The sequence below is a fragment of the Pseudomonas sp. P5_A12 genome, from assembly GCF_056400685.1.
This window is the reverse complement of record NZ_JBFUKU010000175.1, coordinates 1-11,868: the sequence shown is the minus strand read 5'-3', so window position 1 is coordinate 11,868 and position 11,868 is coordinate 1. Positions and strand designations below refer to the sequence as shown.

The window sequence follows — 11,868 nt, the reverse complement described above, 5'->3', positions numbered from 1 at the left end:
GTCTTGCAGTTGGCCAGCATGGTGCCGGAAAGATCGGTGGCCACAATCTGCGCGCCCATCTTCAATTGGCCCAGGTTCATGCGTTCGAATTCATCGATGGACATCGACAGCGAATACGGCTCCTGACCTGACGAACACGCCGCCGACCAGATCCGCAAGCGCTGACCGGGTGCAGCCTTGATGGCTTGCGGCAACACCTTGTTCTTCAACACGTCAAAGGGATAGGTGTCACGAAACCACAAGGTTTCGTTGGTGGTCATGGCATCCACCACCCTCTCGCGCAAACCGCTGCGTGGCTGGGTCTGAATGCGCTGGACCAGCTCACCCAGCGACTTGATGCCCTGCTGTTCCATCAGTTTGTTGAGACGGCTCGAGACCAGGTACTGCTTGTTTTCACCGAGCAAAATGCCACAGGCTTTTTCCAGGAAGACCCGGAACTGTTCGAAATCCAAATTACCCGTAGACAAAGATGCCGCCTCTTAAATCGTGTGAACCAACAGGGGCAGAAGACCCCTAGCTGATGTCTGCTGCTTTGATCCGGTCGACTACCCGGGATGCCAGGTCATCAGGACGGAACTTTGCGAGAAAATCATCGGCACCGACTTTCTTGACCATCGCCTGATTGAAAACCCCCGACAACGAAGTATGCAGGATGATATGCAGCTTTTGCATGCGTGGGTCGTTGCGGATCTCGGCCGTCAGCGTGTATCCGTCCATCTCCGGCATCTCGATGTCGGAAATCATCATCAGGAACTCTTCTTCCGGCTTTTTCCCTTCGTCGACCAGCTTGAGCAGGTAATCCAGCGCTTGTTTGCCGTCGTTCAACGCCACCACTTCAACGCCGACGGTTTGCAGGCAACGGGTCACCTGTTTGCGCGCCACGGAGGAGTCATCGACCGTCAAGACCTTCAAGGACAAGGCCTTATGCCGGGTTTCGACATCGACCACACCCACCGAAATCGCGTCCGGTGTCGGTGCGACTTCCGCCAGCACTTTTTCGACGTCGATGATTTCGACCAACTGATTGTCGACCCGCGTCACAGCCGTCAGGTAATGATCGCGTCCCGTGCCCTTGGGTGGCGGATGAATCTCCTCCCAGTTCATGTTGACGATGCGCTCCACCGAGTGCACCAGGAAACCCTGGGTCTTGGTGTTGTACTCCGTGATGATCACGAACGGATTGCTTTGATCTTTCAACGCGCCGGAGCCGGTCGCCATCGCCAGATCAAGAATCGGAATGGTCGCCCCCCGGATACTTGCCACACCGCACACGACAGGACTGGATTTGGGTATCAGCGTGAGCTTGGGACATTGCAGCACTTCCCGAACCTTGAACACGTTGATCCCATAAAGCTGCTGGCCGTCGAGACGGAACAACAACAGCTCAAGGCGATTCTGCCCTACCAGTTGCGTGCGCTGGTTTACCGCATCCATAACACCAGCCATGCACCGACTCCTACACAACGCTTGAGTGTGTTGCGACGCGCTGTCATCACAAAACGGCACGGCGCTTGCTTTTTAACGCTTATGAACACAGAACCGACATTTTTTCGACGCCCGACCTCAATCCCTCGCCAATGGCTTTGCGCGATGTCGGTCGTCTGCTTGTTCAACGCAGGCAACCCTGCCCTTGCTGACACAGTAACCTTGCCTGACATGCTTATCGGCGTCACTCAGGGCTTTCTTGAGTTCACTGTCGAAGACTATTTGGCGTCCAGTCAAACCGAAGGTCGCTATGAGATCCAGGTCAACCAGCTCGATCCGCGACTGCGCATGCCCATGTGCGACAAGGAATTGACAGCCACTTTGGAGAGCCCGGCGACCCCGATTGGTCGGGTCACGGTCAAGGTCCGTTGCGACAGCACCGCCCCCTGGACTGTCTTCGTACCTGCTCAAGTCCGCCTGTTTCGCGACGTCGTCACCACCACTCGACCGCTCAAGCGAGCCGGCTTTATCGAGCAAGGTGACGTTATGCTGCGCGAACGAGATATCAGCCTGATCAACCAGGGTTACTTCACCTCCATGGACCAGGTAATCGGACAGAAACTGACTCGCCCAACGGTCACCGATCAGGTCCTGACGCAGGTCCACCTCGAACAGGCCGAAGTCATCACCAAGGGCGACCAGGTGGTGATTACCGCCCGCAGTGGTACGCTCAGCGTGCGCATGCCGGGCGAAGCCCTGTCGAATGGCGGCTTGCGTGAACAGATTCGGGTGAAAAACCTCAACTCCCAACGGGTCATCAAGGCGCAGGTTATTGCCCCGGGCCAGGTGGAAGTGGCCATGTAGGAATCTCTATCGGTGAAAATATGGCGCTGACCGCGGCTGTTTCATAAACTGCGCCGCACGCCGGAAATGCGCTGGTGCATGCACGCTCATTGATAAATGGGCCTAAAGTTTTTGCAGGGAGAGCCGAAAACATGGCAAGCGTCCAAATTCCCAGAGGTTTTTTATTATGGTCATCGATTTCAGCCGTTTGAACAGTTCCTCGTCACTGACCGGCAGTACACGTACCAGTGCCAACAAGGACACTGCCGAAGCCGGCAAACCCGCGCCGCTGGATACTCCCGCCGAACAGGCCAGTACCGCCAAAAGCGGGGAATCGGTACACCTCAGCAATGAGGCTCAGCAGTTGCAGAAGGTCAATGACAAGCTGCGCGATCAGCCTGCCGTCGACAACGCCCGCGTGGCCGAGTTGAAAGCAGCGATTGCCGATGGCAGCTATCAAGTCGACAGCAACCGTGTAGCCAGCAAACTGCTCAATTTCGAAGCCCAGCGCTAGGCCAAGGCCTGCGCCAGGCTTTTGGACGCTTAAAACCCCAAGGCCAGCCATGCACGACACTAATTTACTGCAACTGATCATCGACGACTTTGCTCCAGCACAACACTTGCTGGAATTGCTGCAATCCGAGTCCCTCGCCTTGCATGGTCGCGACATGCCACTGCTCGAAGACATTCTGGCGCGCAAACAAGCAATGATCATTCTGCTCGAACAGCATGGCCGCAAACGCAGCGAAATCCTCGCCAGCCTCAACCTGCCCACCAATCGCCAAGGCCTGGAGCAACTTGCCAGTCAATCAAGCGTCGGCGAGCAACTGCTGGAACAGAGCGACGCGCTGACAGCCCTGCTGACTCAGTGCCAGACAATCAATGTCAATAATGGTCAGTCGATCCAGATTCAGCAGGCCGCCACGGCCAATCAGTTGAAGATTCTCACCGGCGGCGAACCACCCGCGCTTTACGATGCCCGCGGATCAACCTCCGGGTTAACAAAGCCACGCCCGCTCAGTCAGGCTTGAATCTGTCGATGAGTTCGCTCTATCTAGGTGCGCCGCATGATGGCAATATGCCAGCATCTGCGCAACCATATTTTGTCCGGAGAATGATGAACCGTGTCCAATGCCTTAAACGCGGAAGACGCTCCGCAGCCACCCAAGGTGCTTTCCACGCAAATGGAGATCGTTGGCAACCTTCGGCAGCTACAAGAGAGTCATGATCCGCTGGTCATTACGTTCCATGAGCGCAAGCAGCGTTTCCAGAGCTACCTGGTAGATGTCGATCGTGACGCCGACATGATCGCCCTGGACGAAATGGTGCCCCGCGATGGCGAACGCTATCTGCTGGCGGGCGAATCGTTTCGGGTTGAAGGCTTCCATGAGGGCGTGCGCATCGCCTGGGAAAGCAACGGTCCACTGAGCATTGACGAATCCGACGACACACGCTGCTATCGCGGCAAACTCCCCGACGAGGTGGTTTACCACCAGCGCCGCAACGCCTTCCGGGCAGCCTTGAAGCTTGCGCAGCTGGTTGACGTCGAACTGGGCGGTGAAAAGCTCAAATCGCCGGTCAGCGRCAAGCTGCTGGATATTTCCGCCACCGGCTGCAAACTGCGCTTTGACGGTGACATCACTGGCCGATTGCAATTGGGTCAGATCTACGACCGCTTCGCGGCCGCCCTGYCCTTCGGCAGCATGACCACACCAGCGGAATTGCGTCACCTGCACTTTGAAGAAAAGATCTCCACCACCTTCGCCGGCATCCGCTTTCACAACATGAGCGGGATGGTGCAGCGTCAGGTCGAGCGCTTCGTGTACCAGCTTCAGCGTGAAGCACGGCGCTTCGACAAAGACGACTTCTGATACGACGCGTCAATAAAAAAACGGGCAGTCCCTTGCGGTGACTGCCCGTTTTTTTATGCATTAAAAGTCAGGGTCTGGCTTCAGTAAAACTTTGCTCGCGTCCTGAGTCGGGATCTTCCGGTGGCGTCGGATCTGCTTCCGGTTCTGAATCCGGCTCCGAATGGGGCGGGCTGTGCATCTGTTCCTGCACGACCTGCTCATCGACACGCGGGTCAAGACACGCCACCAGCGGCGAACTCGACATACTGTCCGGCATGGCCACGTGATGCAGCGGCGCATCGTCGACCTGATGCAGATTGGTGACCGCTTTCGGGCGGATCCGCCACACCAGCACCAACGCGAAGAAACTGAAAAAGGCATAGAGCATCTGGCTGCCGAACAGCTTCATCAGTACCCCGGCAACCAGCGGCCCGATGCTGGCGCCGACGCCGTAGGTTACCAGCAGCATCGCCGTCAGCGAGACTCGACGATCACCTTCGACGTGGTCATTGGAGAACGCCACGGCCAACGGATAGAGGCAGAACTGCACCAGCGAACACAGGAACCCGGAGATGAACAACACCTCAATCGGTACCGTCTTGAGGATCGCCAGCGGCAACGCTGCCAAGGCCAGGCTGAAGGCAAAACAGCGGATCAACAGCGCCCGGTCATAGCGGTCAGACAGCCAACCCAGCGGCCACTGCACCAAAAGACCGGCGAAAATACAGCTACCCATGAACAGGCCGACCTGTTCGTTGGACAACCCCTGCTGGGACGCATACAACGGCGCCAGACCGTAGAACGAACCCACGATCAGCCCTGCCCCCAACACCGTACTCAACGACTGCGGCACGCGTTTGATGAAGAACCGCGGCTCCATTGGGGCCGGGTGCAACGCCGCCGGGTGAATTCGTCGAGTAAGTGCCACCGGCACCAGGCACAGGGCGAAGCACAAAGCGACCAGCATCAGCAGTTCCAGGCCCAGACCGGGGTGCATGACCAGTATCAGCTGACCCAGTACCAACCCCAGATAGGACGCGATCATGTAACCGCTAAATACCTTGCCGCGCTTGTGGGCATCGGCTTGTTCGTTGAGCCAGCTCTCGATGACCATGTACTGGCACATCATGCCCAGACCGACAATCACCCGCAGGAACAGCCAGGCCGGCAGCCAGTCAGTCAACCCATGACCCAATACCGCCGCGCCGACGATCCCGGCACACGCGGCATACGCACGAATATGTCCGACCCTGGCAATCAGTCGGTGACCGATCTTGCCGCCCAGCACCAGGCCGAAATAGTTGGCCGCCATCAACGCACCGACCCACAGGCTGTCGACGTTATCGGCGGCCAGGCGCAGGGCCAGATAGGTGCTTAACAAGCCCGAGCCGATCAACATCATCAGCGAGGCGAAATACAGCGCTCGAAAGGATTTCCAGATTTGGCGCATCGGCGTTCCGAGCGGCTCCTTGCAGTGAAGATCGGACTATCGAAACAATAGACCGAAGTCGGCGAAGCGTCAGGCCCGGGTTGCTAAAACATGCTGTTCCCAGGGGGTAAGTTCGTCAGAGACGCTGGTCAGCTCAAAGGGACTTCGAAGCGACGTAGCCTTCGATGAACTCATTGCGAAACAGTTCCTTCGCCAATTGGCTACGTTTCAGACGCTCAAGCACAGCCTGCAAGATACACGGCTACGAAAAGATTATCGGCAGCTCAAATTCGTCCTGCCAGTAGGCATTCGGCGACGTATACGGGTGGCACGCCCGAACAAAATAGACATTGCCCGTTCAGAATATCAAGCAGGGCCACACAATAAAGAATTGTCAGGGCAGGTAAAGGCTGAACACGCCACCGCCCAACGGGCCGCCATTACTGAGCCGGGTGCTTCCGCCGACGCCATTGCGCTGGTGCAGCGCGGCGATTCGCGCGGCAAAATACAGGCCCAGGCCGGTGCTACTGCTGCTGTAATTGATGCCCTGAACATAGTCATCCTGAAACTCGATCATCTCGGCTGGATAACCGTCGCCATCGTCGTTGATGGTCAGCACCAACTGGCCGCCCTCGTCATTGACGCTGATCAGCAACGACTCGCGCGCGTAACGAATGGCGTTGTTGATGCTGTTGGCGACCACCGAGGCGACCAACTCGCGGTCGAAGAAACCCAGCGGGCACAGCGGGTCGACTTCATAGGTCGCGAGAATGCCGCGACTGGCGAACACCTCTTGATGGCTGGCCAGCTGCGCTTCGAGAAAGTCATCCAGATCATGGTAGGCCGGTTGCAACGGCAGCTGATTGACGCCCAGTTTGTACAGGCCCAACAACTGCACCAGCATGCCGTTGAGGTGCGCGAACTCGTACTCGATGACGCCCTGCTCCGCGCTGTGCTGCGCCGGATCGGGCAAGCGGGCCAGCCACTGGCTGTGAGCCTGAATCAGCAAGGCCAGCGAGTTCTTCATGTCGTGCACGGTGGAAGCAATCACCGTCGAAAAATCCAGTGCCGGGTAGTCTTGGCTCATCCGCCGAACGCCTTGATTTTCAGTTTCTGATAGCGCGGATAACGCGCGTCGGTATCGGGCATCAATCCAACCATTTTCAGGCAGACCCGACATTCTTCGATTTCGGCCGACGGTACACTGGTATCAGTACCGTGCAGCAGCGACTGCGCCATGTTCAGGGCAATACTGATGTTTTTCGGCTGCATCGCCAGCGCTTTGCGGAACACCGCACGGGCCTCCGCCAGGTTGCCGGTCTTGTATATCCGTACGCCCTGACGGTTAAGGTCGGCGGCTGCGCTGCTCGAATTGAGGATCGTGGGGTCGTCGGTCAGTTTGGCGATGTCCTTCATCACCACCGGATCGTCACCGTAGATTTCCGCGCAGTTTTTCAACATCGACGCACCGGCACCCGCCTGACCAAGCATTTGCAACTGCTTGGCCACCAGCAGCGCCGCCTCGGCACTCATGAATTGCTCCATGCCGTCGAGGCGCATCATCGCTTGCTCGGTGAGTTTCTCGGCAGTTTCGGCGTCATTGAGCAACAGGCTGGTGGCTTTCATCAGGCGTGCACGAATCTGCAGGCCCGGGTCGCTCGGGTTCTCCTTGGCCACCAGGCTGAGCGTCGCGTTGATTTCCAGGCGGGTGCGGGTATCCAGCCCTTTCTCGCTGCCTTTGCTGATCAAGGCGTGAGCCAGGCCCAGATTGCTCTCCGCATCCTTGAAGCGTGACTGAGCGCCTTGGGACACCGCTTGGCGATAAGCCCGGGAGGCGGTGTCGAAATCTTCGTTGGCCATCGCCAGTTTGCCCAACAGCGCTTGCCGTCGCACCGCCAGCGGCGACAGGCGAATGGCCTCTTCCAATACTCTCTGTGCGCCTCGGGTGTCGCCTTMGACCACCAGCACGTCGGCCATACCGTCATACAGTGCCGGCATCATCGGAAACACCTTCAGGGCTTTTTCGTAGATGCCCTTGGCCTGGCTGACCTGGCCGCGCTTGAACAGCAATTGGCCCAACCCGGCAAACGCCCACGGCAACGGCCGATCAGCAATGATGCTGTCGTAGAGGCGCTCCAGTGCTTCGTTCTGATTCAAGTCGCGCAACGCATCCGCACGATAGCGCAGGCACAGCGGCGAATAACGGATGTCTTTCCTGCACAGCTCGATACAGGCATTAAGCACTTCAAGCGGCTTGCCACGGTCGAGTGCTTGCAGGATCGGCTTGAGCAAATTCTTGCGCTGTTCCAGACGCTCCAGGCGCTGAGCCAGGCCAGATCGGTTGAACGGCTTGGTCAGGTAAGCGTCAGGTTCGTGCTCCAGCGCACTGAGCACCATGGCCTGGCTGGTTTCGGCGGTGACCATGACGAACACACTTTCATGGCTGATCAGCTTCTCGATCATCAGGTCTTCGAGGACCTGTTGACCGTTCTTCTTGCCATCGCCAAGGTGGAAATCCTGAAGAATGAAATCGTAGGACTTCTGCGAACACATACGCAGCGCCTGTTCACCCGTGTCTGCGGTATCCACATCCTTAACGCCCAGCTCACGCAACATGGATCTGACGGAACTGCGGAAATCCGAGAAATCATCGACGATCAGAAAACTCTTTTGGTGATACGACAGCATCGAAGATTTCCAGGCAATTTTAAGAAGAAGAGCATGACCGTACGGGTTATCGGCCAACAGTACTGTTACCTTTAGACTGAGAGGGTTCATCTACCGGGTGATCTGGCGGGCCCGACGCCCGCCAAAGACTGTTATCTGACTCTCACTTCATTTATCGCAACAAGTGCACGGCCAGGCCGACGACGGCACAAGCCATCAATACCTGAATCACGCCTCGCTTGAAGCGGAACAACGCAATCGCCGCTGCAATCGCGATCAGTGCAGAGGGCCAATCGAGGCTGCCGCTAAAACCCTTCGGCCACAGCACGTGATAGCCGAAGAAACACGCCAGGTTGAGGATCACACCAACGACTGCTGCCGTGATGGCGGTGAGGGGTGCGGTGAACTTGAGTTCGTTGTGGGTCGACTCCACCAACGGGCCACCCGCGAGGATGAACAGGAACGAGGGCAAGAAGGTAAACCAGGTCACCAGGGAGGCAGCGACAGCCCCAGCCAGAAACATTTGATCGGCACCGAACACCTGCAAAACATAGGCCCCGACAAAGCCGACGAAGGCCACCACCATGATCAACGGCCCTGGTGTGGTTTCGCCTAACGCCAGGCCGTCGATCATTTGTGTCGGGGTCAGCCAGCCATAATGACCCACCGCGCCTTGATACACATACGGCAACACCGCGTAGGCCCCGCCAAACGTCAACAGCGCCGCCTTGGTAAAGAACCAGCCCATCTGGGTCAAGGTGCCTTCCCAGCCAAACAATGCGGTCAAAACCCCCATCGGCAATGCCCACAATGCGGCGCCAATCAGTGCGAGCGAGACCAGTTTCATCCAGCTGAATCGGGCATGTTCCGGGGATGGGGTGTCGTCATCGATCAAGGCCGGGCCGAAGGACTTTTTGGCGGCGCCGTGACCACCGACCCTGAACTTCTCGGGCGCCAGGCGGCCGCCAACATAGCCGATCAGCGCGGCGCCCAGAACGATCAACGGGAACGGAACATTGAACGCGAAGATTGCGRTGAATGAAGCGGCCGCTATCGCCCATAGCCAATTGTTTTTCAATGCCCGAGAGCCGATTCGATGGGCCGCCTGCACGACAATGGCAGTCACGGCAGGCTTGATGCCATAGAAAAGCCCAGCCACCACAGGCACTTCGCCGAAGGCGATGTACATCCACGACAAAGCGATCAGGATGAACAATGAGGGCAGCACAAACAGCACACCAGCAATCACCCCGCCCCAGGTTCGATGCATCAGCCAGCCGATATAGGTGGCCAACTGCTGAGCCTCTGGCCCGGGGAGCAACATGCAGTAGTTGAGGGCATGCAAGAATCTGCGCTCGGATATCCAGCGCCGCCGCTCCACCAACTCCTGATGCATGATCGAGATCTGTCCCGCCGGCCCACCGAAGCTGATGAAGCCGAGCTTCAACCAGAACCAGAACGCCTCACGAAAACTGATCGCTTGCGGCCTCGACAGCTCTTTTTCATCCATGGGTGTCAAAGCCTCTGGAAACGAGTCAGCAGGTAGTGAGCGATGCGGGTACCAGGTACTAACCAGAAAGGCATTCTGATTTTTTTGACGGAGCGCAAACCCATTCAGGTTTCAACCGCTGCGTTGCGTAAGGCGCCATGAAATAGATGGTGTCCCAGGGCAGGTTCGAACCCTTATCTGGGTGCAACCGATAACAATTTGATGGCTCACGTCGTGCAGGATCTTGAAATCTAAACGCTTTATACAAGCTAGCGAAGCCTTTCACAATACGCGACTGGACGCCTATTGGTAGAGATAGACGGCTAATTCCTTATCCCGCGTACCGAAAGCCGAAAGCTGTTGGTGTAAGGACTGACCGGTTGCCTTGTTGGTCGCGTCGCACGCCTCACAAGATGGTACACATGGTGGCCGACGGCGATCCCGACGTCACGGCACGGTCATCATGGCCACAGCGCAATGGCTTGCCGGTTCGCAGCGCAAAACACTTCGGTCACTTCGCCAAAAAGGTTATTTTTTGGGGACGAGCAGGTAGGCCGTTTGCCAAAAAGGTATTAGCGACTTGTTCGGCAGGATGCTCCGCAACCAGCACGCTGTCCCATTGAGACAAAGACGCTCCCTTAAAAGCCGCCTGAAGGCTGGAGATCAACAACGCCCTTACTTCACCCACATACTGAACATGCAGCCGAGCTCTTTCAGCGGAAGGGTGAGCCCACGCTTGCGTCATCAACAGCGAGGACACTAGGCGCCTCAAGCTGACCATGTGTTGGCCGTTGAGGATGATGGTTGACCGCCGAGAGATCAGATTTGTAGTCGAAGAATGGATAGCAGGATCATCTTCAGGATAGGCGCCCTTGTGGAGATAACTCCATGTGAGGGCAAGCCAAGCCATCGCCTTTGTTATCGCTGGGCGCTTTTCAAATGTCTGATTGATCTCATCATCTCCGGAGAACTCCTCCAATGAAGCACTTTCAATGATGGCATCAGCTTGTTGATCGATCCGGGTAAGCATATTTCGCGTCAGGACGCCCTTGCGATCCGCTAAGAGATCGCTGAGCATCGCCACAGTGAGCTCTGCAAAATCGATCACACCATCCTTCTCATAATCATGAAGTAGATGAATAAGTCCTTGCGGCGCGCGCTTCTCCAACTCGGCTATGAGCCCAAGTTGCATAGGAGCTGCAGCTGTCACTCGACGAGCATAGGCCCATTGCTCAAGCGTGAACCGATTAAGCGCAACGTTGATGATGATTCGAGCAAACAAGCTGTCAGGACTAGCCGCTGTAGTATTGATCGCAGTCCGCCAGGGATTCGATGCCAGGGTGCTCGCTAATCTACTAAAGATCTTTTGGTGTACTCCGAGGATGTAATCTGGCTTAGACAAGTCGATAATTGTGCAACCAGGCGGTGGCAGCGGTCTTGCGGAGCGCTCCGCGCGAAAGAAGTTTTGCTGGAAAAAGGTCAGTACATACCATGCGCCTACCTCTTTGACCGGAGCTTGATCGCTTTCAGAGAAGCCATTGTCAAAAAGACAGAGGAGATGAGGATATTGATCAAGCTCCTCCTGCGTCAGACACATCTGCAACAATTGCAGGAAATAGTTGCGTAAAGCTATACCTGTCTCAGGCTGACTTGCGGCTGCGCTACTACGACTTTCATTCAGCCGAGACTTTAGCGTGGTCTCGCGCGGCTCCGCCATGTGAGCGTACGGGAGCGCAACCTGTGACTCACTCAGCCAATTACGATTGCGATTACTCATCAGGCAATAGATCTTAGTGAAGAGCTCTATCTCCCGCTCTGTAGCAGGCACAGAGAAGCTTGATTCGAGGGACAGAATGTCACGAATTGCCCGCTTAACTGCAGGAGSTTCTACGGTTTCCAATGCTCTCTTTTTGGTTTTCACGCGCACAACGCGGAGGATCTCCTCGTTGAGCGCACACTCGATACTCAATGGTGTGCGACTCATGTCCTGCTCCTTATGATTTCGCCAGAACCTTGGCACTAGCCGGGCGCTTCAGTCGTTGCCGAGCTTCCTGAGGCACCCGTTCACCAGATTCAGTGCTCCTGCACGCAGTGATAATTCCGGCTGCTGTTACCATGCCTTCTGCGAGACTCGAAGCTCTTCCGGACTCGACATAGCCATGTGC

At 56.7% G+C, this 11,868-nt stretch carries 10 protein-coding genes and 2 pseudogenes; 4 read left to right on the top strand and 8 right to left on the bottom strand.

Annotation, left to right across the window (positions count from 1 at the left end; genetic code table 11):
- Both cheR and AC1DSG_RS20755 read right to left on the bottom strand, forming a co-directional pair.
- Positions 1 to 467 (bottom strand): annotated as a pseudogene (gene cheR, locus AC1DSG_RS20760) (protein-glutamate O-methyltransferase CheR); the annotation flags it as partial.
- 46 nt (positions 468 to 513) lie between these two features.
- Positions 514 to 1,446: a chemotaxis protein CheV gene (locus AC1DSG_RS20755; protein ID WP_477792561.1), complete on the bottom strand. Its 933-nt coding sequence runs from the start codon at positions 1,444 to 1,446 to the stop codon at positions 514 to 516.
- Between the two features lie 81 nt (positions 1,447 to 1,527).
- Here AC1DSG_RS20755 and flgA point away from each other — a divergent pair, with 81 nt between their 5' ends.
- The 4 genes from flgA to AC1DSG_RS20735 all read left to right on the top strand — a co-directional run bounded on the left by flgA (position 1,528) and on the right by AC1DSG_RS20735 (position 4,139).
- Complete coding sequence (gene flgA / locus AC1DSG_RS20750) at positions 1,528 to 2,289, top strand: flagellar basal body P-ring formation chaperone FlgA (protein WP_477792560.1); 762 nt, start codon at positions 1,528 to 1,530, stop codon at positions 2,287 to 2,289.
- 166 nt (positions 2,290 to 2,455) lie between these two features.
- The gene (flgM, locus tag AC1DSG_RS20745; protein ID WP_477792559.1) at positions 2,456 to 2,782 is read left to right on the top strand and encodes a flagellar biosynthesis anti-sigma factor FlgM; all 327 of its coding nucleotides are present in this window, start codon (positions 2,456 to 2,458) and stop codon (positions 2,780 to 2,782) included.
- A 49-nt stretch (positions 2,783 to 2,831) separates the two neighbouring features.
- A complete protein-coding gene (locus tag AC1DSG_RS20740) occupies positions 2,832 to 3,299 on the top strand; it encodes a flagella synthesis protein FlgN (protein ID WP_477792558.1) in 468 nt (155 codons plus the stop codon).
- A gap of 93 nt (positions 3,300 to 3,392) precedes the next feature.
- The gene (locus tag AC1DSG_RS20735) at positions 3,393 to 4,139 is read left to right on the top strand and encodes a flagellar brake protein (RefSeq protein WP_477792557.1); all 747 of its coding nucleotides are present in this window, start codon (positions 3,393 to 3,395) and stop codon (positions 4,137 to 4,139) included.
- Positions 4,140 to 4,206: 67 nt separating this feature from the next.
- Here the strand turns inward: AC1DSG_RS20735 and AC1DSG_RS20730 are convergent, their stop codons facing one another.
- The 6 genes and pseudogenes from AC1DSG_RS20730 to AC1DSG_RS20705 form a co-directional block, all read right to left on the bottom strand.
- Positions 4,207 to 5,568 carry an MFS transporter gene (locus AC1DSG_RS20730; RefSeq protein ID WP_477792556.1) on the bottom strand — a complete coding sequence of 454 codons (1,362 nt, stop codon included), beginning with the start codon at positions 5,566 to 5,568 and terminating at the stop codon, positions 4,207 to 4,209.
- A gap of 69 nt (positions 5,569 to 5,637) precedes the next feature.
- Positions 5,638 to 5,809 (bottom strand): annotated as a pseudogene (locus AC1DSG_RS20725) (glutamine synthetase family protein); the annotation flags it as partial.
- Between the two features lie 132 nt (positions 5,810 to 5,941).
- Positions 5,942 to 6,634, bottom strand: coding sequence for a sensor histidine kinase (locus AC1DSG_RS20720; RefSeq protein ID WP_477792555.1), 693 nt, complete (start codon positions 6,632 to 6,634; stop codon positions 5,942 to 5,944).
- A complete protein-coding gene (locus AC1DSG_RS20715) occupies positions 6,631 to 8,235 on the bottom strand; it encodes a response regulator (protein WP_477792554.1) in 1,605 nt (534 codons plus the stop codon). Before AC1DSG_RS20715 ends, AC1DSG_RS20720 begins: the two co-directional genes overlap by 4 nt.
- Before the next feature lie 151 nt (positions 8,236 to 8,386).
- Positions 8,387 to 9,724 carry a chromate efflux transporter gene (gene chrA / locus AC1DSG_RS20710; protein WP_477792553.1) on the bottom strand — a complete coding sequence of 446 codons (1,338 nt, stop codon included), beginning with the start codon at positions 9,722 to 9,724 and terminating at the stop codon, positions 8,387 to 8,389.
- 490 nt (positions 9,725 to 10,214) lie between these two features.
- Positions 10,215 to 11,687, bottom strand: coding sequence for a hypothetical protein (locus AC1DSG_RS20705; protein ID WP_477792552.1), 1,473 nt, complete (start codon positions 11,685 to 11,687; stop codon positions 10,215 to 10,217).
- Positions 11,688 to 11,868 lie beyond the last annotated feature (181 nt).

Excerpts from the sequence above, each read along its gene's own strand:
- AC1DSG_RS20755 (WP_477792561.1), bottom strand. The coding sequence starts at position 1,446 with ATGGCTGGTGTTATGGATGCGGTAAACCAGCGCACGCAACTGGTAGGG.
- flgA (WP_477792560.1), top strand. The coding sequence starts at position 1,528 with ATGAACACAGAACCGACATTTTTTCGACGCCCGACCTCAATCCCTCGC.
- flgM (WP_477792559.1), top strand. The coding sequence starts at position 2,456 with ATGGTCATCGATTTCAGCCGTTTGAACAGTTCCTCGTCACTGACCGGC.
- AC1DSG_RS20740 (WP_477792558.1), top strand. The coding sequence starts at position 2,832 with ATGCACGACACTAATTTACTGCAACTGATCATCGACGACTTTGCTCCA.
- AC1DSG_RS20730 (WP_477792556.1), bottom strand. The coding sequence starts at position 5,568 with ATGCGCCAAATCTGGAAATCCTTTCGAGCGCTGTATTTCGCCTCGCTG.
- AC1DSG_RS20720 (WP_477792555.1), bottom strand. The coding sequence starts at position 6,634 with ATGAGCCAAGACTACCCGGCACTGGATTTTTCGACGGTGATTGCTTCC.